This is a genomic window from Actinocatenispora thailandica (genome assembly GCF_016865425.1).
Taxonomy (GTDB): domain Bacteria; phylum Actinomycetota; class Actinomycetes; order Mycobacteriales; family Micromonosporaceae; genus Actinocatenispora; species Actinocatenispora thailandica.
Genome location: NZ_AP023355.1, coordinates 6,980,410 through 7,001,801 on the forward strand (window position 1 = coordinate 6,980,410; position 21,392 = coordinate 7,001,801).

The window sequence follows — 21,392 nt, forward strand, 5'->3', positions numbered from 1 at the left end:
CGCCCGTCACGCGCCGGGCTTCGCGAGCAGCCCCGGCACCTGCGCGACCAGCCGCCGCTCGTCGGGGTGCGCGAGCCGCTGCGGGATGTCGTCGAGTGGCACCCATGCGACCTCCACCACCTCCCGGTCCCGGTCGGACAGCTCGCCGTCGACGAACCGCAGCAGGAAATGGTGCACGGTCTTGTGGATCTTCTCGCCGTGCAGCATGAACCAGTAGTCGACCTCGCCGAGCCGGTGGCGCACCTCGGAGGACACCCCGGTCTCCTCCTCGATCTCGCGTACCGCGGTCTGCTCCAGGGTCTCACCCAGCTCCACGTGGCCCTTCGGAAGCGACCAGATCAGCCGGCCACGCCGGTCGTGCTTGCCGATGAGCACGCCGAACGTGCCGTCCTCGCGCACGTCGACGACCAGCCCACCGGACGACACCTCCTCGATCCGGCCGGACCGGGTGCGCCGCCGGCCGCGGATCTGACCCGGCGGGGGCGCCTCCACCCGGCGCTTGCGCCGCTTCCTCGCCGCCGGCCGGGCGGCCGGTGCGACGGCATCCGCAGGCGCCTCGGTGCTGCCGGCGCGGTCGGCCGGTGCCGCACTCGGCTGACCGGACGAGCCGCCGCGGCGCCGGCGCCGCCGCTTGCGCCGCCGGCCGCTGGCCGCGCTCTCGGCCCCGGCGGCGGCGTCCGCCGGCGGGCCGTCGCCGGGGGTCGGCTCGGAACGATCGCCGTCGCCGGCCGTGGGCCCGCCGGACGCCGAGTCGCCCGGCGCGGAGTCGCCCGGCGCGGAGTCGCCCGGCGCGGAGTCGCCCGGCGCCGACTCGGTCGACCCGGGCTTCGCCGGCGCGCCACGGTGCCGCGGACGGCGCCGGCGACGGGACCGCCGGCGCGGCGAGTCGCCGGTACCGGATGCGGTGTTGGCGTCGTTTGTCGCATTGCTCGGCCGTGTCGTCGACCCGTCGGCAGGGGCACCCTGTTCGACGGCGGGTGTACGGTCACGGCTCGGCATGACACGACCCTAGCGCCCGCTTCCGCGACCGGTTGACGGGAACGGACGTGCCGGAGTAGAGGTCGGCGGCCGGCCCGATCCGGCGCGTGCACCGACCCGTCGGGCCCGTCGCCCGGCTCGGTACGCTGGCCGGGCCATGACCATGCACCCGGGCGGCCCTTGCCGCCGCACCCCGACCCGCGCCGCCGACCGGTGCACCGCCGCCCGCTGCCCCGGGCCGTACCGTCCGCGGAGCGCCGGCCGGAACAAGCAGCGGACGACCACACGTCCGGTGGCGCCGGATGCCCGGTCGGAGCGCAGCGGGGAGCGGGCATGAGCGCCCTGCGGCGGGAGCCGTCCGAGGTGCAGCGCCGCGCCGCCGCCGAACTGATCACGGTCCCGCCGGTGGCGGACGAGCTCGGCCAGCGGTTCGCCGCCGCCGGGCACGAGCTGTACCTGGTCGGCGGGTCGGTCCGGGACGCGCTGCTGCGCCGACCCGGCGCCCTGCTGTCCGCCGGCGTCGACCTCGCCGACGCGCGCGAGCAGGACCTGGACTTCGCCACCAGCGCGCACCCGGAGCAGACGCTGGAACTGCTGACCGGCTGGGCGGAGGCGACCTGGACCACCGGGATCGCGTTCGGCACGATCGGCGCGCAGCGCCGCGGCCTGCGGATCGAGATCACCACCTACCGGGCCGAGGCGTACGACCGGGTCAGCCGCAACCCGATCGTCCAGTACGGCACCAGGCTCGACGACGATCTGGCCCGCCGCGACTTCACCGTCAACGCGATGGCGTTCTCGGTGCCCGGGCACGAGTTCGTCGACCCGTACGGCGGGCTCGTCGACCTGGCCGGCAAGGCACTGCGCACGCCCGGTGCGCCGGCCGACTCGTTCGCCGACGACCCGCTGCGGATGCTGCGCGCCGCCCGGTTCGCCGCGCAGCTGCGGTTCGACGTCGACCCGGCGGTCCGGCAGGCGATCGTCGAGATGGCCGCCGACCTCGGCCGGATCACCGCGGAACGGATCCGGGACGAGCTGACCAAGCTGCTGACCGGCGCCGACCCGGTCGCCGGGCTGCGGCTGCTGGTCGACACCGGGCTGGCCGAGACCTTCCTGCCCGAGCTGCCCGCGCTGCGGATGCAGATCGACGAGCACGCGCAGCACAAGGACGTCTACGAGCACACGCTCACCGTGGTGAACAACGCGGTACGCCTGGAGGGGGCGGACGGCCCCGACTTCATCCTGCGGATGGCCGCGCTGATGCACGACATCGGCAAGCCGGCCACCAAGGCGATCGGTGCCGACGGCGGCGTCTCGTTCCACCACCACGAGGTCGTCGGCGCGCGGATGACGCGGCAGCGGATGAAGGCGTTGAAGTTCCCGAAGGACACCATCGCCCAGGTGTCCCGGCTGGTCGCGCTGCACCTGCGGTTCTACGGGTACGGGCGGGGCGAGTGGACCGACTCCGCGGTCCGGCGGTACGTCACGGACGCCGCCGACCTGCTGCCCCGGCTGCACAAGCTGGTCCGGTCCGACTGCACCACCCGGAACCGGCGGAAGGCCGCCGGGCTGGCGCGCGACTACCAGGCGCTGGAGGACCGGATCGAGCGCATCCAGGCCGAGGAGGACCTCGCCCGGGTCCGGCCCGACCTGGACGGCAACGCGATCATGAAGCTGCTCGACATCCCGCCGGGCCCGGCCGTCGGCGCCGCCTGGAAGTACCTGAAGGAACTGCGGCTGGAACGCGGCCCGTTGCCGCCGGACGAGGCGGAGGCCGAGCTGTTCCGCTGGGCCCGCGAGCACGACATCATCACCTAGGCCGCTGGCCGCTGGCCGCTGGCCGCTGGCCGCTGGCCGCTGGCCGCTGGCCGCTGGCCGCTGGCCGCTGGCCGCTGGCCGCGCCGGCCGGTCGGTAGCCGGATGCCCGCTGTTTGTACATCACGACCGGCTGGCATTGCCCTGCCGGATTCGCCCCGGCATGATCGCAGGAGCCTGCCGCCCCCGGGGCGGCGGACGAACCGAGCGGTGCCGGTACGCCAGCGACGGGAGACCGGAGATGCTGAACTTCGTCCTGAACCTCATGCTGTCGTACGGGCCGAACATCGTCGCCGCGGCGGTCGGCATCGTGCTGTCCCTGATCATGATCAAGCGCCGCGGCTCGCTGTACGCGTTGTTCGGGTTCCTGGCGATGCTGGTCGCGGTCGGTCTGGGCACCGTCGACCTCGTCTACTTCACCTGGTTCGCCAGCCACGACCCGGACACCGCGATCATGGTCGGCCGGGTGATCACCGGAGCCGCCGACGTCGTCGCGCTCGGGTCCTGGGCGCTGATCCTGGTGGCGCTGTTCCGCAAGCCGGAGGCGGCGACCACCACCGCCCGTACCGGTGGCGCCGGGGCGGCGCCGGCCGGCTGGCCGGGCCAGCCCGCCGGCCCCACGTTCGGCAGCCAGCCGCCGGCGGGCCCCGCCCCCTCCCAGCCCGGCGGCGGCCAACCGGTCTCCGGCCAACCGGCCGCCAGCCAGCCCGGGGTCGGCCAGCCTGGTGCGGGGCAGCCGGCGCCGGGGCAACCCGGTACCGGGCAACCGGGCGGTGGCCAGCCGGGCACCGGGTTCGGGCAGCCACAGCCCGGTGCGCCGGGCTTCGGCGGCGGCAACCCCGGCGCGCAGTGGGGTCAACCGGGCAGCGGCCCGTCGCCGTACTGATCGGACCGCGCGTCGGGTCGGCCGGACCCGTGCCGGCGCCAGCCACCGGATCGCGACGCCGGCTTCGTGACGCCGGAGCGGCGCGGCGGCCCGTGCTGGTCTCGCCGGTCGATCGGCGGCTGACCCGGTGCCGCTACCGTCAGGGTTCCCGCCGACCGTTCGGGTCCGCCGGCCCGTTCTTCCCAGCAGCACGGAGAGGACCCGCAGATGCCCGGATTCGTCACCCTGCTCATCGACCTCGCACTGAGCCTGCCCGGCGCGGTCGTCGCCGGCATCGGGCTGGTGCTGTCGATGACGAACCGCCGCCGGCTCGGCAGCTCCGCCGGACCGATGCTGGTCGCGTTCATCCTGCTGCTCGTCGCGGCGGTGGTCTCCGCCGGTCAGATGGTCTTCAGCGTCTTCAGCCCGGACATGATGGTCCGGAACCACTGGAGCTACAGCACGTTGAGCATGATCCTCGGCGGCATCGGTGCGGTGCACACGCTGATCGCGACGGCCGGTTGGGTGGTGCTGCTGATCGCGATCTTCCGCCGCCGCGACACCGCGACCACGCCGGCGACCCCGACCTGGAACCAGCCTCCGGCGGCCCAGTTCGACGCCTCCGCATCGTTGCCCGCACCGCAGCCGGGTGTGACCACGCCGCAGTTCGGTGCGGGACAGCAGCCGGGTGTGACCACGCCGCAGTTCGGTGCGGGACAGCAGCCGGGTGTGACCACGCCGCGGTACGGCACCGCCGAGGCGCCCGGGGCTCCGGCGGGTGAGCAGCAGCCGGGCGGCTGGACGACCCCCGGCAGCGGCCCCTCCCCGTACTGACCGACGAGGAAACCGCCGCCCTCATCCGGTTCGCGCCGCTGATCTGCGGGCACGTACGGCGGAGGTCAGAGGCGGGCGAGGGCGCGGATCGGGAAGGTGGCCATGCCGCGCACCGGCGGGGGTACCGCGGTGAGTCGGGCCCCGTCGTCCGGCAGCGCGGCGAGGTTGGTGAGGTGTTCGACGATCGGGATGCCGGCGCCCAACAGTCCATTGTGGACGGGGCGGGCGGGGTCGGTGACATCGTCGATGTTGAGCGCGTCGATACCGACCAGTGCGACGTTCGCGTCGATCAGCGCCCGGGCGGCGTCCCCGGTCAGGTAGGGGCTCCCGGTCAGGTAGCCGGGCGTGCCCCAGCGCCGGGACCAGCCGGTCTCGACCAGTACCGCGTGCCCCCACAACCGGCCGGGATCGCCGAGCAGTGCGGCCCCGACGCTCGGCGCGTCGACCGCGCGTACCACCGCGATCGGCACGTCGACGAGCCGCTCCGGTGGCAGCGCGGCGAGATCGGCGCCGTCCTGGTGATAGTGGTACGGCGTGTCGAGGTAGGTGCCGGTGTTGGCGACCATGTCGATGCCGTGGATGGCGAACGAGACACCGTCGGCCAGGTGCGCGGTGCTCGCCGCGCGGCTGGTGTGTTCCCGGATCGCCGGCCCCGGTAGCCCCGGGTAGGTGACCATGCCGTCGGTGATCGGGTGCGAGAGTTCGACGAACGTCATGACACTCCACTGTGGACGGGATAGAGGCGGGGTACCAGCCGGTGCCCGAAGCCGACCAGCGCGTACCCGACGCCGACGACGAGTACCGCGGTCAGCGAGTGGCCGTCCGGTGGCAGCAGCACCGCGCCGAGGAACAGGCCGAGCACGTAGCAGATGTTGTAGGTGGTGTCGTTGACGCTGAACACCCGGCCGCGGAACTCGTCCGCGCTCTCCCGTTGCAGCGTCGTGTCCACCACGATCTTGGTGCCCTGCGAGGCGATGTTGATCGCGAACACCGCGACCACCAGCAGCAGCTCCTGGAACGGCGACCCGAGTACCGCCACCACCAGCCCGGCGCCGGCCAGCAGCAGCGTGACCCAGTTCCGGTCGCCGAGCCGGCGCGCCGCGGGTGGCGTGATCACCGCGCCGAGGAACGAACCGACCCCGCCCGCGACCACCACCTCGGCCAGCCCGGCGATCGAGTGGGTGTAGTCGGTCCCGGTGTTGAAGTAGTTGCGGTACAGCAGCAGCGCGGCGACCGTCAGCACCCCGTAGAGGATGCGGTAGGCGGACTGCGCGGCCAGCACTGCGGTGGAGCCGGCGTGGCCGAGCAGGTGCCGGGCGCCGGCGACCATGCCGCGCAGCACCCCGTACAGCTCGGCGACGATGCTGCCGTCGACCGGGGCGGAGGCGTCCGGGCCGAGTTCCCGGCCGTGGAAGAAGACGGCGGCGAGTATCCCGGCGACCAGGTAGCCGGCGGCGGCAGCGGCGGCGAGCAGCCCGTACCCGGCGGCGCCCGCTCCGGCGAGCACCTGGAGCAACGCCGACACCCCGAGCGCGAGCGAGTTGCAGACCGTACCGAGGGTGGGTGAGACGGCGTTCGCGGTGATCAGCCGCGGACCGTCGACGACGTGCGGCATCGCCGCCGAGTGCCCGGCCAGAATGAACCGGTTGATCCCGATCACCAGCAGCGCCAGCAGGATGAACAGTGCGTTCGGGTGGCCGGTGTAGAGCAGCGCGGCGGCCGGCAGCGCGAGCGCGCAGCGCAGCACGTTCGCGTAGCTGATCACGTTGCGGCGCAGCCACCGGTCCAGGAAGACGCCGACGAACGGGCCGAGGATCGAGTACGGCAGCAGCAGTACCGCGAAGCCGGTCGCGATCGCCACCGGATCGTTGTGCTGGTCGGGGTTGAACAGGATGCTTCCGGCCAGCGCGCCGGAGAACAGGCCGTCGGAGAACTGGCTGGTCAGCCGCGCGATCAGGAGCCGCCGAAACTGCCGACCGGTCAACAGGACGCGCAGGTTCCGCTTACTCGGCACGCCTGCGACCCTAGCGGCTGGGAGCGCCCGCACCGGCAGCGCGGCCGGCGGCGCGCCGCCGGACCGTACACCGGGTGGGGTATCCGGGGTGCCCTCCCTACCGCCGCCGGGGTATGCCGGGTTTCTCCGCTGGCACGAAGACACCGCTCCGCCGCGTCGGCAGGATGGCGAGCGTGAATCCATCAGAACCGGCAGCGCGACGCGTGTCGCCGGTGTTCGTCGTATTTCTCCGGATCGTGACGACGCTGTTCGCCGCGACCCTGCTGTGGCAGCCGATCTCCGCCGGCACGTTCGTCTCCGGTCAGCCGGGCATGATGACCTGGCACGCGGTCGGTGCCGCCCTCGCGATGTTCCTCACCCTGCCGATGATGCTCGCCGGCCTGCTGCTGCTCGTCGGCGGCGGCACCAGGTGGCCGCTGGCCGCGTCCGCGCTGCTGCTGGTGCTGGTGATCGCGCAGATGGCGGCCGGCAGCACCCGGGTCCTCGCGGTACACCTGCCGCTGGGTACCGCGCTGTTCGGCGCCGGCATGGCGTTCGCCTGGTGGTCCTGGACCAAGCGCGCCGGCCAGCGGCGCCGGAGTGGCCGCGCGGCGACGGCGGTGGCGCGATGACCGCCGTGCAGTCCACCGCCCCGGCGATCCGGGCCCCCTTCGTGCTGCTGCTGCGGGTGTCGGCGGTACTGACCATGGCCGTGATGCTGTGGCAGCCCACCATGGCCGGGCTGTTCACCACCGGCCGGGTCAGCTACCTGACCCTGCACGACATCGGCGCCGGCGTCGCCGCGCTGCTGGCCGCGCTGGACGTCGTCGCCGCGGTACTGCTGCGCTGGCCCGGCCGCGGCTCGGCGGCACTGATCCCGCACGCGGTCGCGATGCTGGTGCTGGTGGGCGTGCAGATGGCACTCGGGTTCACCCAACTCGTCGCGGTACACATCCCGCTCGGCGTCCTGTTGTTCGGTATGGCGCTGGGATTCACGGCGCGCGCGTTCGCTCGGAGGAAGTCATGAACCGCCGTCGGGTACTGGGACTGTTCGGTGCGGCCGGAGCCGCCGTCGCGGCGGGCGGCGCGCTCGCCGGCTGCGGCGAGACCACCGAGACGGCCGGCATCGTACTGCCGTCGGCCGCCCCGCTGCCGCCGCGCTTCCGGGTACCGCTGCCGATCCCGGCGACGAAGAAACCGGCGCGCACCGTGCACGGGGTCGACGAGTACGAGGTGACGCAGCGGATCGGCGACGCCGAGATCCTGCCCGGGAAGACCACGAAGGTGTGGGGCTTCGACGGTACGTTCCCCGGGCCGACGTTCGAGGCGCGCGCCGGGCACGAGATGCGGGTGAGGATCCGCAACGAACTGCCGCAGCCGACGTCGACGCACCTGCACGGCGGAATCACGGCGCCCGCCTCCGACGGGTACCCGACCGATCTGGTGGTGCCGGTCGGCGGCAGCTTCGACACGCACCGGAAGCACTCCGGCGAGATGCCGATGACGGTGCGCCCGCAGGACTGGACGCTGCACCAGGGCAGCAAGGAGTACCGCTACCCGCTGGGGCAGCGGGCCGCGACGCTGTGGTACCACGATCACCGGATGGACTTCTCCGCGCCGCAGGTGTGGCGCGGGCTGGTCGGCATGTTCGTGGTGCGGGACGACGAGGACGACGCGCTGCCGCTGCCCAAGGGCGACCGGGAGATCCCGCTGCTGATCTGCGACCGGTCCTTCACCGCGGACGGCTCGTTCTCCTACCCGTCGCTGGATCCGTCGCTGACCATGACCCCGGGCGTCCGGTCGAAGTACATGCAGGGCGTGCAGGGTGACGTGATCCTCGTCAACGGTGCGCCGTGGCCGGAACTTTCGGTAGCGCCGGTGCGCTACCGGTTCCGGATCCTCAACGCCTCCAACGCCCGGCGGTACGAGCTGGCCCTCGATCCCGGCGGCCACCTGGTCCAGGTGGGCAGCGACCAGGGGCTGCTCGCCGCGCCGCGCACGCACTCCAGCATCGTGCTGTCGCCGGCCGAACGGTTCGACGTCGTCGTGGACTTCTCGGCGTACCGGCCGGGCAGCACGGTGACGCTGGTGAACCGGCTGGGCAGCGGCGCGGCCGGGCAGGTGATGCGGTTCCGGATCGGCGGCCGGGCCACCGACGACTCGCACGTCCCGGCGCGGCTGTCGCAGGTGGAGACGCTGAAGCGGTCGCAGGCCAAGGTGACCCGGCAGTTCGACTTCCGCCGCACCGACAACGGCTGGACCATCAACAAGCAGTACTTCAGCCCGTCGACGGTGCTCGCCCGGCCCGCCCTGAACTCGGTCGAGCTGTGGCGGTTCACCAGCGACTTCCACCACCCGGTGCACACCCACCTGGCGCACTTCCAGGTGCTGAGCCGGGACGGGCACGAGCCGGCCGCCACCGATCACGGCTGGAAGGACGTCGTCGACCTCCGCCCGTACGAGGTGGTGGAGGTGCTGGTGCGCTTCACCGGCTTCCGCGGCCGGTACATGCTGCACTGCCACAACCTGGAACACGAGGACATGGCCATGATGGCCAACTTCCAGGTGGTCTGACGGCGGAAGTTGGTGCGCACAGGTGTGCAGAGCGGCTCTGCCCACTGATAGGCACCACCGGTGGTGCGTCCAGGTGGGCAGAGCAAAGGACCACCAACACAGCGGCCCTGACCACGAAGCTCGTGATCAGGGCCGCTGCTGTCGGGGATGCGCCGTCAGCCGGCGTCGACGGTCACTCGGCGTCAACGGTCGGCACCAGGTCGGTCGTGCCGGGCTTGCTGCCGTTCTCCTTGCTGCCGCCGGCGATGCGGGCCAGCAGCGCGGAGAAGTCGACCCCGGTCAGGTCGGTACCGAGCTGCAGGCCCTGCGCGACCGTGGATGCCACGTTCTTGGTCACCGTGCTCGCGCCGTCGGTGGAGATCACCGTCATCTTGTCGATGCCGGCCATCGGCTTGGCGGCCGCCTCGACGACCTCCGGCAGCATCTTCACCAGCATCTCCAGCACGGCGGCCTCGCCGTACTTGTCGAACGCGTCGGCCTTGAGCCGCATCGCCTCGGCCTCGGCCTGGCCGCGGGCCAGCACCGCCGCCGCGTCCGCCTCACCCTCGCGCTGCACCGCCTGGGCGAGCGCGGTGCGCTGGGCCAGGTCACCCTCACCGGTCAGCCGCGCCTGTTCGGCATCCGCGTGCGCGGCCTCGACGGTCGCCCGGCGCTGCGCCTCGGCGCGCAGGATGGCTGCGTTCTTCTCGGCCTCGGCCTTCAGGATCGCCGCGTTCTTCGACGCCTCCGCCTCCTGCTCCACCTTGTACCGCGCGGCGTCGGCCGGCTTGCGCACCTCGGTGTCGAGCTGGCGTTCCTTCAGCTCGGCGTTGCGCTGCGCCACCTTCTGCTGCTCGGCGAGGATCGCCTGGTCCCGCTCGGCCTTGGCCAGCGGGCCGGCCGCCTCCGACTTCTGGGTGGCGGCGTCGATCTCGGCCTGGATGCCGGCCCGCTTGAGCGCCAGGTTCCGCTCCGACTCGGCGATGACCTCCTCGGCGCGCAGCCGCTCCTGCTCGGCCGACTGGCGGGCGGTCGCCTCGGCGATCGCCGCTTCCTTGACCGCCCGGGCGGCCTCGGGGCGGCCGAGGTTCTTCAGATAGTCGCCCTCGGTGCGGATGTCCTGCAACTGGAACGTGTCCAGCACCAGGCCCTGGTTGGTCAGCGAGTTCTCCGCCTCCTCGGCCACCTCGGAGGCGAACGCGGCGCGATCGCGGATGATCTCCTCGATGGTCAGCCGGCCGACGATGGAACGCAGCGCGCCGGCGAGCACCTCACCGGTGAAGCCCTCGATCTCGTCCTGCTGGTCCAGGAACCGCTGGGCGGCGGCGCGGATCGCGTCCTCGGTGCCGCCGACCTTGACGATCGCGACCGCGTCCAGGTTGCAGGTGATGCCCTGCTTGTTGACCGCGCCGGAGACGGTGACCGGGATGCGCCGGCTGGACAGGTCGAGGATCTGCAGCCGCTGCACGACCGGCACCACGAACACCGAGGCACCCATCACGACCTTCTGGCCGGACAGGTCGGTCAGCCGGCGGCCGTCCGCGCCGAGCGTCGACTTGCCCTTGCGGCCGGTGACGATGAACGCCTCGTTCGACCCGGCGACCTTGATCCTGGACAGCACCAGGGCGACGATCAGGATCACCAGCACCACGATGCCGGCGATCCCGATCAGGATGGGAGTGGTCATCTCTGTCCTTTGTGGATAGTGGGGATTCTGGGAACTTCCGGCGGAACGGCGTCGGGCCCGGTCACCCGTCGACGGCCGGCGGCAGCCGCAGGTCGGTCTCCTCGACCACGACGCTGGTCTCGCTCGGCGTCTCGATGACGAGCACCGACGTGCCGAGCGGCAGCGCCCGCGCGGACCGCGCGTTGTACTTCAGCACCTGACCGGACACGGTGAGCTTGACCTCGCCGTACCCACCGGAGCGGATCGGCGTGGTGACGGTGCCGAGCGCGCCGATCAGGTCGTCGCGGGTGAGCGTCGCGTCGGTCGGCATCCGCATCAGCGCGCGGGTCAACCGGATGACCAGCCACCCGGTCGGGAATGCGGTGGCGAGGCCGGCGACGCCGCCGAGCAGCGCGGACGGCGCGCCGGAGCCGGGCACCAGCGCCGCGACGATCCCACCGACGAAGCCGAACGCGCCGACGAACCCGGCCACGACCGGCACCGAGAACGGCCCGTCCACGTCGGCATGGCCGAGCTGGAACAGCTCACCGAACAGCAGCGAGAGGGCGAGCAACACGACGCCGAGCGCGCCGACGACCAGGAACGCACCGGTCACCCAGTCCATGCCGCCCCTTCCCGCCGCGTTGCAGCCAGGGTAGCGACCGTCCGCTCGTGCCGGCCGGCCGCAGGGTGACCAATCACCGCAACCACCCCGGATCGGACGCCCCCGAGCCGCGCCGGGTCAGCGACAGCCGCAACCGGCCAGGCTGGCGGCGACCCCGTCGATCGCCGCCGTCGCCGCCGCGCCGTCGTCGTTGCCGTTCGCGAGCACGGCGAACGCGAGCAGCCGCTGATCCGCGTCGACCACCAGCCCGGCGAGCCCCTGGACCCCGGCCAGCGTGCCGGTCTTCGCCCGCAGCACGCCCGCGGCCCGGTGCGCGGAGCCGCGCCGGTACCGGTCGGCCAGGGCCCCGGAGTAGCCGGCGACCGGGAGACCGGTGTACACACTGGACAGTTCGGGCCGCGAACCGCCGGCGGCGAGCCGCAGTACCGCGGTGAGCAGCGCCGGGTCGAGCCGGTCGGCCCGTGACAGCCCGCTCGCGTCGGCCATCCGCAGGTCGCCGACCGGTAGGTCGAGATCGCGCAGTACGGCGTGGATCGCGGTCGCCGCGCCGGCGAAGCTGGCCGGTTCGTGCCGGGCCAGGGCCACCTGCCGGCCGAGCGCCTCGGCGATCACGTTGTCGCTCGTCCGCAGCATCCGTTCGACCAGCGAGGCGAGCGGCGCCGACCGGACCGTGCCGAGCGGCCGGGCGCCACGGGCCGCCCGCCCGCGCCGCACCGCGCTCGCCGGCAACCCCAGCAACTGGGCGAACTTGATGCCGGCGTCGAGGTCCGGCGCCGTCGACCGGTTGCGGTCGTAGCGCGGTGCGGTACGACCGCCGTCCACCATCAGCGCGGTGATCGGCGCCACGTCACCGTTCACCCGCACGTCGCCGTCCCAGCCGGGCGCCCGATCCGGCCCGGTGAACAGCGTCGCGTCCACCAGCACCCGGCGCGGTGCGTGCCCGAGCCGCCGGCGTACCTGCCTGGCCAGGTCGGTGAGCCGGGCCGCCCCGCGGTAGCTGCCGCCGACCGACACCGACAGGGTGGGATCCCCGCCGCCGACGAGCACCACGTCGCCGGGCCGCTCGCCGGCCACCGCGGTGGTCCGGAACCGCCGGTCGGCGCCGAGCACGGTCAGCGCCGCCGTCGCCGTGGTCAGCTTCGCCGTCGCCGCGGGCACCCGGGCGCCGGTACCGGCGGAGTAGAGCGTGCCACCGGTCGCCGCGTCCACGACCGAGACGCCGACCTCGGTGCCGAGCCGAGGGTCGCCGAGCCGGGCACCCAGCGTGCGGGCGAGGCCGGCGGCGCTGGGCGGTCGGCCGCCGGCCAGCGCGGGCAGCACCGGGCCGGGGTCGGTACCCGACCAGGACGGTGCCGGTGGCCGGTCCGCAACCGGCGCGGCCGGGCGGGGCGGCCGGTTCCCGCCGAGCACGAGCAGGGCAACGGCGAGCACCACGGTGAGCCCGATCCCGCTGCGGACCGGGATGCGCCGCCGCTGCCGGTGCCGCCCGGTCACGACGCCGGCCGACCGCCCGGGGCCCGAGCGGCGCCCGTCGCCCGCCGCACCCCGCCGCCCGGTCGGGGCTGGCCCGATCGGTGCTGGCCCGGTCACGGCGCGGCCGGCGAGGCGGCGGGCAGCGGGCCGCCGGGCACCGACCCGGGTCGGATGCGTGCGAGGAGCCGACCCGGCAGGTCCGCCGCCGGCGGTCGACCGCCGGCGGCGCCGACCCGTACCACGGTCGCCTGCGCGTCGTCCGCGCTCGCCGCCCAGGCCGAGCGAACGCGCTTGCCCTGGCGCTGGACGCTGGTGCGGTACAGGGTCGGTTCCGGCGCCCGCAGCACCCGGGTCGGGCCGGCCGCGGCAGGCACCTTCGGGAACTGCCCGGCGACGTCCCGGGTCTGCGCCGCGGCCGACGCGCCGAACGCCCGCCGGGTGGCCGGTGCCGCCCGGTACAGCAGGGTGCCGGACCAGGACCGGGCCGCGGCGACGACGTGCCGGGCGACCGCCACACCGTCGTTGCCGAGAGTGGCGTACCCGCTGGCCAGGTCGGCCGGGCTGACCGGGTAGCCGCCGAGCGCGATGGCCGGCCGGGTCAGCGCCGGCTGCGGATCGTCCGGACCGTCGACGAGACTCGGCCGCCCGTCGTAGCGCGCGGCGATGCCGGCGGCGCGCACGTCGTGCACGATCCGGACCGGGTCGGTCGCCCGCGCCACCCGGTAGAGCACCGTGTCGTACGAGCCGGCAACCGCCTCGTCGATGGTGCACCGGGGGCACTGCGCGTTGCCCGGGTTGTACAGCGGGACGCCGTTGCGGTCCGGGAACTGCTGCGGGGATCGACCGTCCCACAACCGATCCCGGTCCAGGCCGTGCTGGAACGCGCTGGCCAGCGCCAGCGGGGTGAACACCGCGCCGGGCACCGCCGCGGCGCCGGCGTGGTCGAAGTACCCGAAGCCCTTCGTGTTGCCGTGGTAGGCGCGGACGCCGCCGGTCTGCGGATCGACCGACACCACCGCGACCGCCAGGTTCGCGGACCGCGCCTCCCGCCGCAGCGCCGCCTCGGTGCGCTGCTGGGCGGCCCGGTCGATCGTGGTCACCACCCGCAGCCCGCCGGTACGCAGCTGCTGGGCGGTGATGCCGTGCCGTTCCAGCTCCCATTCGACCTGCTGCGCGATCAGCCCGGACGGGCCGGACAGGTCGGCCTCGGTCGGTGGCCTCGTCGCCGGGAACCGCAGCCGGGCCGCCTGACCCGCGCCGAGCCAGTGCTGCGACACCAGCCCGGCCCGCACGTACCGCCAGCGGGCGCGGGCACCGGCCGGATCGACCGCCGGGTCGAAGTTCGTCGGATCCTTGATGACGGTGGCGAGGACCATCCCCTGCGCGGTGTCCAGCCGCTCCACCGGCACCCCGAAGTACGCCCGGGCCGCCGCGTCGATCCCGTACGCGCCGCGGCCGAAGTAGATCGTGTTCAGGTACCGGCCGAGGATCTGGTCCTTGCCGTACCGGCGCTCCAGCTTCTCCGCCAGCACGATCTCGCGCATCTTGCGGGACACCGTCCGGTCCAGCGTCAGGTACGCGTTGCGCACGTACTGCTGGGTGATCGTCGACGCGCCCTCCGCACCGCCGTCGGTCAGGTCGGCCCACACCGCCCGGGTGATGCCCCGCCCGGACACCGCGCCGTGCGTGTAGAAGGACCGGTCCTCGGCGGCCAGTACGGCCCGGCGCACCGTCAGCGGCACCCGGCTCAGCGGTACCGCGGTGCGGTCGACGACCCCGATCCGGGCGAGGACGGTGTGGCCGTCCGAGTAGTAGAGCACCGACTGTTGCGGCTGCACCGGGTCGGCCGGCAGCGGCAGGCCGACCGCCCAGCCGACCAGCGCCAGGCTCGCGGTCAGCAGCAGCGCACCGAACCCGGCCACCGCCCGGCGGACCCGGCGGACCCACCGCCGGACCGGTCGCCGGCGCCGACCGCGCCGTCCGGTGGCCGTGCGCAGGATCCGCCGTACCAGGAGCGCCGCCGGGGAGTTCACCACGTCACGGACACGGGGGCGGAACCGCGCGGCGTTGCCCGGCATGGAACAACTGTGGCCTTTGCCTCAATCTCGATGATCCGGACAGCCCGCCGCCTCGACGAACCGGACGGTGGGTGGTCTCGATGTTCTGGAGAGCCTGCCGTCCCGGTGACTCGGGCAGCCCGCCGCCTCGATGGCCTGAGTAGCCCGGAGCTCCGATGAGGACGTCCGATGCCCGCCGGAAAGTGTCGGTGGGCACTGCGAGGATGGCGGCATGCGTTGGTTGAGGGTGCCGTCCCCGATCGGCGACCTGGTCGCGGTCGCCGACGACGACGCGCTGCGGCAGCTCCGGTTCGGCGGCCCGTCCCCGGCCGGCGAGCCGTCCCCGGCCGATCCGGTGCTGGCCGCCACCGCCCGCCAGCTCGACGAGTACTTCGCCGGCCGGCGCACCGGGTTCGACCTGCCGTTGCACCTGGTCGGCAGCGAGTTCGAGCGGGCCGTGTGGGCCGAGCTGACCCGCATCCCCTACGGCGAGACGTGCAGCTACGGCGACGTGGCGCGGGCGGTCGCGGACGACGTGGGCGCCTCTCGTGCGGTGGGCACCGCGAACAATCACAACCCGATCCCGGTGATCGTGCCGTGCCACCGGGTCGTCGGCGCCAACCGCAAGCTGGTCGGCTACGGCGGTGGCCTGCCACGCAAGGTGTTCCTGCTGGAGCTGGAGGCGCGCGTTCAGCTCACCGCGGGCGGCCTGTTCGCCGGCTGAGCCGGCCTCCCGTGCCGTGACCTTCCCGCCAAGCCCGCCCGCGCCAAGCCCGCCCGCGCCCGGACCGGCCACGCCCGGACTGGCCACGCCCGGACCGGCCGGGGCGAGGCTTCGCGGGCCGGTGTCCTTGCCAGCGGGGGCGTCCCCGGGCGGGGACGACGGCGGGGCACCTCACCGGTGCGGTGACGTGCCCCGGTTCGTCGGACGATCAGCGGTCGAGTTCGCCGGCGATGAACTTGTCCACCGCGTCCCGCGCCGTCGAGTCGTCGTACTGCTCCGGCGGCGACTTCATGAAGTAGGACGAGGCGGACAGGATCGGGCCACCGATGCCGCGGTCCTTGGCGATCTTCGCCGCGCGCAGCGCGTCGATGATGATGCCGGCCGAGTTCGGCGAGTCCCACACCTCCAGCTTGTACTCCAGCTGCAGCGGCACGTCACCGAACGCCGAGCCCTCCAGCCGGACCAGCGCGTACTTCCGGTCCTCCAGGAACGGCACGTAGTCCGACGGGCCGATGTGCACGTCGGCGGTCCGCATCTCGTGCGGGATCTGGGACGTCACCGACTGCGTCTTCGAGATCTTCTTGGACTTCAGCCGCTTGCGCTCCAGCATGTTCATGAAGTCCATGTTCCCGCCGAAGTTCAGCTGGTACGTCCGGTCCAGCCGCACCCCGCGGTCCTCGAACAGCTTCGCCAGCACCCGGTGCGTGATGGTCGCGCCGACCTGGGACTTGATGTCGTCACCGACGATCGGCACCCCGGCGTCGGTGAACTTCTTGGCCCACACCGGATCCGAGGCGATGAACACCGGCAGCGCGTTGACGAACGCGACTCCCGCGTCGATCGCGCACTGCGCGTAGAACTTGTCGGCCTCCTCGGACCCGACCGGCAGGTACGACACGAGCACGTCGACGTTCGCCTCGCGCAGCGCGGCCACCACGTCGACCGGCTGGTCGTCGGACTCCTGGATCGTCTCCCGGTAGTACTCGCCGAGCCCGTCGAAGGTGTGGCCCCGCTGGACGGTGACGCCGGCCGGCGGTACGTCGCAGATCTTGATCGTGTTGTTCTCGCTGGCCACGATCGCCTCGGACAGGTCGCGGCCGACCTTCTTGGCGTCCACGTCGAAGGCCGCGACGAACTCCACGTCGCCGACGTGGTAGTCGCCGAACGTGACGTGCATGAGTCCCGGCACGCGATCCGACGGGTCGGCGTCACGGTAGTAGTGCACCCCCTGGACCAGGGACGCGGCGCAATTGCCCACTCCGACGATGGCAACGCGGACAGAACCCATGTCTGCCTCCTTCTCTAGACGGCCACAGCGGGCGCGCGATCGCGGTGTGCGCCACGCCCGTGTGGTGCTTTGCGACGGGCCTAACCGGGCCGGCGTTCGCCGGCGGGCCGGTCGGGCCCAGTGGTGTTCGGGTCGGCCGCGCCCGGACTCGGGTGCGGGGTGGTGACGGTCGGCGGCTGACCGGTGCGTTCGTGCACGATCAGCTCCTCCAGCCAGCGGACCTCGCGGTCGGCCGCTTCCAGGCCGTGCCGCTGCAGCTCCAGGCTGTACGCGTCGAGTCGTTCCGCGGCGCGGTTGAGCGCGTCCCGGAGGCCTTCCCGGCGCTCCTCGACCCGGCGGCGGCGGCCTTCCAGGATCCGCAGCCGGGTCGCCGCGTCGGTACGGCCGAAGAACGCGAAGTGCACGCCGAACGCGGCGTCGTCGTACGCCTCCGGGCCGACCTGGGCGAGCAGGTCGCCGAACCGTTCCTTGCCCTCCGCGGTCAGCTTGTAGCTGATCCGGCTGCGCTTGCCGAAGCCGGTCTTGCGCCGCAGGGTGCGCGGTTCGGCGTCGCTGGACGGTGCCGCGGGCCGGACCGGATCCGAGTCCTCGGTGATCCAGCCGGCCTGCTGCATCCGGCGCAGCGTGGGGTAGAGCGTGCCGTAACTGATCGCGGCCCGGAACGGTCCGAGCATCGTGGTCAGTCGCTTGCGCAGCTCGTACCCGTGCATGGGCGACTCGTGCAGCAGGCCGAGCACCGCGAGATCCAGCACCGGTCGCCACCTCCCACCCGCGGGTCGTCACTGCCAGCGACCCCGTGGGGCCGCGCCGATGTATCGGCTCGATACATCGACACCATAACAGCCACCCGACGTGCGGGGAACCCGCGACGTTGGGCCTCCGCACCGCTCAGCGGAAACTACTCTGAGTAGTGCCCGTTTTAACCTTGCACGGGTGTGCGTCGACAGCGTTGGCGCGTACCCTCGTGCCATGCGCACGCAGCGGCAGGTCGTCGACTACTCGCTCCAGAAGCGAGCGACGCTGCGCGCGCTGTTCTCCGGGCGGATCGGGACCTACGAAGCCTGCGACGCCTCTCCGTACCTGCTCAACGCGGCACGGTTCCACGGCGAGCGCACCGAGGCGCAGTGCCCGGTCTGTCGGCGTGAACCGCTCTGGCACGTGCACTACATCTACGGCGACGAGCTGAAGCAGTCCGCTGGCCAGGCTCGGCGCAAGGCCGAGCTGACGACACTGGCCCAGACCTACCGCGAGTTCAACGTGTATGTGGTGGAGGTCTGCCGCGGCTGCGGCTGGAACCACCTGGCCGAGCAGTTCCTGCTCGGTCGCGGGGTCGGTGACCCCGGCACACGCCACGAGGCGGCCGAGTGAACACGCTCACCGCCACCGCCCGATGCGGCGGAGCGTGGAGCCTGTGTGCGGTGGTGCGGTGTAGCTCACACGAACCGGACGGCGGCTGGGCAGCCGCCGTCCCCGACGGCATGGTGTGACGAATGACGAGCCCCCCGAACCGCCCGCGTGGCTCGGCCCGGGTCCCCGGGCCGGATCCCGACGGTCCCGGTGGTGTCCGCGATCCGGGCCAGTCCGGGCGACACGGCGTCCCCGGTAGCCCTGGCGCGGCCAGCGACTACGGCACGGCACGGCACGGTGCAGCCGGGCCCGACCAGCCGTACCGGCGAGGTCTGGGTGGCGGGTCGGCCGACCGACCCGCCACCGGCACCTACGGCGGTTCGGCGCGCCCGGCCACCGGGAGCGGTTCCGCCCCGCGCGAGCCCGGCACCGGGTACGGCCGCCCGCCCCGGCACGGCGCGAGCGACGAACCGCCGAGCGGCCGGCATTCGGTCGGCGGCGGCCGGCACTCGTCCGAGCCGCCGACCGGCTCCGCCTCCGTCGGCGGCGCCACCCGGCGCAGCGCCTTCGGCAGCGGCGCCACCGGCTCGGCCTCCGTGGGCAGCGCCTCGGTCGGGTCCGCCTCGGTCGGGTCGGCCTCGGTCGGTAGCGCCTCGGTCGGGTCGGCATCGGTCGGTAGTGCCTCGGTCGGGTCCGCCTCGGTCGGGTCCGCCTCCGTCGGTGGTGCCGGCATGGGCCGTGCCTCGGTCCGGCCCGCCGGACCGGACGGGCCGTCGGACTTCTTCGGTGACGACGGCAGCCCGCTGAGCCGCGCCGAGGAGCGCCGCCGTTCGCGCGAGACGCCGCGGGCGGCGAAGAAGCGGCGCCGCCGACGCCGCATCATCGCCGGTGTCGCGGTGCTGCTGCTGCTCACCGGCATCGGCACCATCGGCGGCGCGTTCTACTTCACCAACGTCACGCTGCCCGGCCAGCTTCCCACCCCGCAGGCGTCGACGTTCTACTACGACGACGGCAAGACGCCGATGGCGCGGCTCGGCGCGAGCGACTCCAACCGGCACGTCGTCGACATCGACAAGGTGCCGGAGCGGGTGCAGTACGCGGTGGTGGCGGCGGAGGACAAGACGTTCTTCACCAACTCCGGCGTCGACTTCAAGGGCACCGTCCGGGCGTTGTGGAACAACGTGACCGGCGGCGACACCCAGGGCGCGTCGACGATCACCCAGCAGTACGCGAAGCTGTCCGAGGACGCGAACACCGCAGCGGACCGCACGTACACCCAGAAGCTCAAAGAAGCGGTCGTGGCGATAAAGCTCGACCAGAAGTACTCCAAGAAGCAGATCCTCGGCTTCTACCTCAATGCGGTCTACTTCGGCCGCGGTGCGTACGGGATCCAGGCGGCGGCGCAGGTCTACTACCACAAGGACATCAGCAAGTTGACCACCGAGGAGGCGGCCGTGCTGGCCTCGGTGATCAAGGACCCGTCGCAGGACGACCCGGCGGTCGACAAGAAGCTCGCCCAGGCTCGCTGGGAGTACACGCTCCGGCAGATGACCAAGCTGGGCAAGTACCACAAGACCGTCTCGCTGGCGAACTATCCGATGCCGGACAAGCCGAAGGCCAACACCGGGGCGAGCTTCGGGCTGGACAAGCCGACCGGCTTCGTGGTCACCCAGGTGATCAACGAACTCGCCCGCAACCGCACACTCTCCGACGCCTCCACCTACCACAAGGCGCGGGAGGAGACGAAGCAGAAGCTGGAGACCGGCGGGTACAAGATCGTCACCACGATCAACAAGAAGGCCGAGGACGACGCGATCTCCTCCGCCCACGAGGTGATGAACGGCGACCAGGAAGACAAGGACGCCCAGAAGAAGAACCACCACCGCCTCGCCACCTCGCTGGTCTCGGTCCAGCCCGGCACCGGCAAGGTGATCGCCTATTACGGCGGCGACGACGGCACCGGGTTCGACATGGCGGCCAACCCACACCAGCCCGGCTCCTCGTTCAAGGTGTACGCGCTGGCCCTGGCGATCAACAACGGCATCTCGGTCAAGTCGCTGTGGAACGGTGACGAGTCGGAGAAGTTCGACGACCGCGGTGGCGACGGCAAGGTGCACAACTCCGACGGCGAGCACTGCAACGACGGCGGGATGGACGCCCAGGGCCACGAGCTGTGCACCCTGTGGAAGGCGACGGCGATGTCGCTGAACACGGTGTTCTATGCCTTGACCCAGAAGGAAGGCAAGGACAAGGTGCTCCAGCTGGCGCACGACGCCGGCATCAACTCCATCACCTCGGACGGCTCCAACGGTAAGCCGGCGAAGACGTTCGACCTCAACACCACCAGCGCGCAGGACGTCGTCGCGCAGGGCGGCCTGGGCAACGAGATCGGCTTCGGCCAGTACCCGGTGACCGCGCTGGACCACGCGAACGGCTACGCCACCCTGGCGAACAAGGGCGTCTACACCACCGAGCACTTCGTCACGAAGCTGACCGACTCGCACGGCGCCACGGTGGACCTGCCCAAGGTCAAGCACCGCCGGGTGATCAGCGCCTCGGCCGCTGCCGACCTCGACTGGGTGCTGCAGAAGGTCGCCACCAACGAGAAGCAGAAGATCGACCCGCCCCGGCAGCAGGCCAACAAGACCGGCACCTGGGAGTGGCCGAACAAGGACAACGTCAACGCCAACTCGCACGCCTGGATGTGCGGGTACGTGCCGCAGCTCGCCACCGTGGTCTGGATCGGGCGAAAGAAGGGTGACGGCCCGATCTACAACATGTGGGGCGCCCCGATGTACGGCTCGGAGTACCCGTCGTTCATCTGGAAGGCGTTCATGACCAAGGTGTTGCCGGACCTGAACATGCCGGCGGAGAACTTCCCGACACCGGTGTTCGGCGGCAGCGAGACCGCCGGTCAGGTGGCGTCCTCGTCGCCGTCACCGTCGCCGACGCCCAAGAACCACAATCCGCATCCGACCGGGCACCCGACGGGTACCGCCACGCCGCCAGGCTGGCCGCCGGGTACCGGCACACCGACCGGTGGCGCGTCCTCACCGACCTGCAACAAGTGGGATCCGACCTGCCAGACCGGCGGACCGGGCAACGGGAACAACCCGGCCGGGAACAACGTCGCCCCCGCCGGGTAGCGGGGTGCACACCCGCCGACGACGTCGG

Annotated in this window: 19 protein-coding genes; 9 read left to right on the forward strand and 10 right to left on the reverse strand. The window is 72.7% G+C overall.

Annotated features, from left to right (window positions below):
* Nucleotides 1-6: 6 nt before the first annotated feature.
* On the reverse strand, nucleotides 7-999 hold the full coding sequence (locus Athai_RS31580; protein WP_203964857.1) for an NUDIX hydrolase: 993 nt from the start codon (nucleotides 997-999) through the stop codon (nucleotides 7-9).
* Between the two features lie 312 nt (nucleotides 1,000-1,311).
* Here Athai_RS31580 and Athai_RS31585 point away from each other — a divergent pair, with 312 nt between their 5' ends.
* The 3 genes from Athai_RS31585 to Athai_RS31595 all read left to right on the forward strand — a co-directional run bounded on the left by Athai_RS31585 (nucleotide 1,312) and on the right by Athai_RS31595 (nucleotide 4,492).
* Nucleotides 1,312-2,796: a CCA tRNA nucleotidyltransferase gene (locus Athai_RS31585; RefSeq protein WP_203964858.1), complete on the forward strand. Its 1,485-nt coding sequence runs from the start codon at nucleotides 1,312-1,314 to the stop codon at nucleotides 2,794-2,796.
* Between the two features lie 238 nt (nucleotides 2,797-3,034).
* Nucleotides 3,035-3,679, forward strand: coding sequence for a hypothetical protein (locus Athai_RS31590; RefSeq protein ID WP_203964859.1), 645 nt, complete (start codon nucleotides 3,035-3,037; stop codon nucleotides 3,677-3,679).
* A gap of 207 nt (nucleotides 3,680-3,886) precedes the next feature.
* Nucleotides 3,887-4,492, forward strand: coding sequence for a hypothetical protein (locus Athai_RS31595; RefSeq protein ID WP_203964860.1), 606 nt, complete (start codon nucleotides 3,887-3,889; stop codon nucleotides 4,490-4,492).
* Between the two features lie 65 nt (nucleotides 4,493-4,557).
* Here the strand turns inward: Athai_RS31595 and Athai_RS31600 are convergent, their stop codons facing one another.
* Both Athai_RS31600 and Athai_RS31605 read right to left on the reverse strand, forming a co-directional pair.
* Nucleotides 4,558-5,208, reverse strand: a complete 651-nt coding sequence (locus tag Athai_RS31600) for a cyclase family protein (RefSeq protein ID WP_203964861.1) — start codon at nucleotides 5,206-5,208, stop codon at nucleotides 4,558-4,560.
* On the reverse strand, nucleotides 5,205-6,506 hold the full coding sequence (locus tag Athai_RS31605) for an MFS transporter (RefSeq protein ID WP_203964862.1): 1,302 nt from the start codon (nucleotides 6,504-6,506) through the stop codon (nucleotides 5,205-5,207). The genes Athai_RS31600 and Athai_RS31605 overlap by 4 nt, the downstream gene beginning before the upstream one ends.
* Before the next feature lie 212 nt (nucleotides 6,507-6,718).
* Between Athai_RS31605 and Athai_RS31610 the strand changes: the two genes are divergently transcribed.
* Genes Athai_RS31610 through Athai_RS31620 form a run of 3 tightly spaced genes read left to right on the forward strand, consistent with a single transcriptional unit; the run spans nucleotide 6,719 to nucleotide 9,059 of the window.
* Nucleotides 6,719-7,117, forward strand: a complete 399-nt coding sequence (locus tag Athai_RS31610) for a hypothetical protein (protein WP_203964863.1) — start codon at nucleotides 6,719-6,721, stop codon at nucleotides 7,115-7,117.
* Nucleotides 7,114-7,512 (forward strand): hypothetical protein, encoded by a 399-nt coding sequence (locus tag Athai_RS31615; protein ID WP_203964864.1) that lies wholly within the window; start codon nucleotides 7,114-7,116, stop codon nucleotides 7,510-7,512. The genes Athai_RS31610 and Athai_RS31615 overlap by 4 nt, the downstream gene beginning before the upstream one ends.
* Entirely contained in the window at nucleotides 7,509-9,059 is a 1,551-nt protein-coding gene (locus tag Athai_RS31620; protein WP_203964865.1) for a multicopper oxidase family protein, read from the forward strand. The genes Athai_RS31615 and Athai_RS31620 overlap by 4 nt, the downstream gene beginning before the upstream one ends.
* A gap of 172 nt (nucleotides 9,060-9,231) precedes the next feature.
* Here Athai_RS31620 and Athai_RS31625 read toward each other — a convergent pair whose 3' ends face one another.
* The 4 genes from Athai_RS31625 to Athai_RS31640 all read right to left on the reverse strand — a co-directional run bounded on the left by Athai_RS31625 (nucleotide 9,232) and on the right by Athai_RS31640 (nucleotide 14,880).
* Nucleotides 9,232-10,725, reverse strand: a complete 1,494-nt coding sequence (locus tag Athai_RS31625; RefSeq protein WP_203964866.1) for an SPFH domain-containing protein — start codon at nucleotides 10,723-10,725, stop codon at nucleotides 9,232-9,234.
* A 61-nt stretch (nucleotides 10,726-10,786) separates the two neighbouring features.
* Nucleotides 10,787-11,329, reverse strand: coding sequence for a hypothetical protein (locus Athai_RS31630; protein WP_203964867.1), 543 nt, complete (start codon nucleotides 11,327-11,329; stop codon nucleotides 10,787-10,789).
* Nucleotides 11,330-11,446: 117 nt separating this feature from the next.
* A complete protein-coding gene (gene dacB / locus Athai_RS31635; RefSeq protein WP_203966806.1) occupies nucleotides 11,447-12,823 on the reverse strand; it encodes a D-alanyl-D-alanine carboxypeptidase/D-alanyl-D-alanine endopeptidase in 1,377 nt (458 codons plus the stop codon).
* A 92-nt stretch (nucleotides 12,824-12,915) separates the two neighbouring features.
* Nucleotides 12,916-14,880, reverse strand: a complete 1,965-nt coding sequence (locus Athai_RS31640; protein WP_203964868.1) for a transglycosylase domain-containing protein — start codon at nucleotides 14,878-14,880, stop codon at nucleotides 12,916-12,918.
* Between the two features lie 211 nt (nucleotides 14,881-15,091).
* Between Athai_RS31640 and Athai_RS31645 the strand changes: the two genes are divergently transcribed.
* Complete coding sequence (locus Athai_RS31645; RefSeq protein WP_203964869.1) at nucleotides 15,092-15,583, forward strand: methylated-DNA--[protein]-cysteine S-methyltransferase; 492 nt, start codon at nucleotides 15,092-15,094, stop codon at nucleotides 15,581-15,583.
* A gap of 208 nt (nucleotides 15,584-15,791) precedes the next feature.
* On the opposite strand, the gene Athai_RS31650 is transcribed toward Athai_RS31645, so the two are convergent.
* Together Athai_RS31650 and Athai_RS31655 are read right to left on the reverse strand one after the other, a co-directional pair.
* A complete protein-coding gene (locus Athai_RS31650) occupies nucleotides 15,792-16,871 on the reverse strand; it encodes an inositol-3-phosphate synthase (RefSeq protein ID WP_203964870.1) in 1,080 nt (359 codons plus the stop codon).
* Between the two features lie 80 nt (nucleotides 16,872-16,951).
* Nucleotides 16,952-17,623, reverse strand: coding sequence for a PadR family transcriptional regulator (locus Athai_RS31655; RefSeq protein ID WP_203964871.1), 672 nt, complete (start codon nucleotides 17,621-17,623; stop codon nucleotides 16,952-16,954).
* A gap of 217 nt (nucleotides 17,624-17,840) precedes the next feature.
* Between Athai_RS31655 and Athai_RS31660 the strand changes: the two genes are divergently transcribed.
* Entirely contained in the window at nucleotides 17,841-18,239 is a 399-nt protein-coding gene (locus Athai_RS31660) for a DUF5318 family protein (RefSeq protein ID WP_203964872.1), read from the forward strand.
* Between the two features lie 349 nt (nucleotides 18,240-18,588).
* Here Athai_RS31660 and Athai_RS31665 read toward each other — a convergent pair whose 3' ends face one another.
* The gene (locus Athai_RS31665) at nucleotides 18,589-18,951 is read right to left on the reverse strand and encodes a hypothetical protein (RefSeq protein ID WP_203966808.1); all 363 of its coding nucleotides are present in this window, start codon (nucleotides 18,949-18,951) and stop codon (nucleotides 18,589-18,591) included.
* Here Athai_RS31665 and Athai_RS31670 point away from each other — a divergent pair.
* On the forward strand, nucleotides 18,950-21,364 hold the full coding sequence (locus Athai_RS31670; RefSeq protein WP_203964873.1) for a transglycosylase domain-containing protein: 2,415 nt from the start codon (nucleotides 18,950-18,952) through the stop codon (nucleotides 21,362-21,364). The genes Athai_RS31665 and Athai_RS31670 overlap by 2 nt on opposite strands.
* Nucleotides 21,365-21,392: the final 28 nt, after the last annotated feature.

Excerpts from the sequence above, each read along its gene's own strand:
- Athai_RS31580 (WP_203964857.1), bottom strand. The coding sequence starts at position 999 with ATGCCGAGCCGTGACCGTACACCCGCCGTCGAACAGGGTGCCCCTGCC.
- Athai_RS31585 (WP_203964858.1), top strand. The coding sequence starts at position 1,312 with ATGAGCGCCCTGCGGCGGGAGCCGTCCGAGGTGCAGCGCCGCGCCGCC.
- Athai_RS31590 (WP_203964859.1), top strand. The coding sequence starts at position 3,035 with ATGCTGAACTTCGTCCTGAACCTCATGCTGTCGTACGGGCCGAACATC.
- Athai_RS31595 (WP_203964860.1), top strand. The coding sequence starts at position 3,887 with ATGCCCGGATTCGTCACCCTGCTCATCGACCTCGCACTGAGCCTGCCC.
- Athai_RS31600 (WP_203964861.1), bottom strand. The coding sequence starts at position 5,208 with ATGACGTTCGTCGAACTCTCGCACCCGATCACCGACGGCATGGTCACC.
- Athai_RS31615 (WP_203964864.1), top strand. The coding sequence starts at position 7,114 with ATGACCGCCGTGCAGTCCACCGCCCCGGCGATCCGGGCCCCCTTCGTG.
- Athai_RS31620 (WP_203964865.1), top strand. The coding sequence starts at position 7,509 with ATGAACCGCCGTCGGGTACTGGGACTGTTCGGTGCGGCCGGAGCCGCC.
- Athai_RS31625 (WP_203964866.1), bottom strand. The coding sequence starts at position 10,725 with ATGACCACTCCCATCCTGATCGGGATCGCCGGCATCGTGGTGCTGGTG.
- Athai_RS31630 (WP_203964867.1), bottom strand. The coding sequence starts at position 11,329 with ATGGACTGGGTGACCGGTGCGTTCCTGGTCGTCGGCGCGCTCGGCGTC.
- Athai_RS31640 (WP_203964868.1), bottom strand. The coding sequence starts at position 14,880 with ATGCCGGGCAACGCCGCGCGGTTCCGCCCCCGTGTCCGTGACGTGGTG.
- Athai_RS31645 (WP_203964869.1), top strand. The coding sequence starts at position 15,092 with ATGCGTTGGTTGAGGGTGCCGTCCCCGATCGGCGACCTGGTCGCGGTC.
- Athai_RS31650 (WP_203964870.1), bottom strand. The coding sequence starts at position 16,871 with ATGGGTTCTGTCCGCGTTGCCATCGTCGGAGTGGGCAATTGCGCCGCG.
- Athai_RS31660 (WP_203964872.1), top strand. The coding sequence starts at position 17,841 with ATGCGCACGCAGCGGCAGGTCGTCGACTACTCGCTCCAGAAGCGAGCG.
- Athai_RS31670 (WP_203964873.1), top strand. The coding sequence starts at position 18,950 with ATGGGCCGTGCCTCGGTCCGGCCCGCCGGACCGGACGGGCCGTCGGAC.
- Athai_RS31665 (WP_203966808.1), bottom strand. The coding sequence starts at position 18,951 with ATGCCGGCACCACCGACGGAGGCGGACCCGACCGAGGCGGACCCGACC.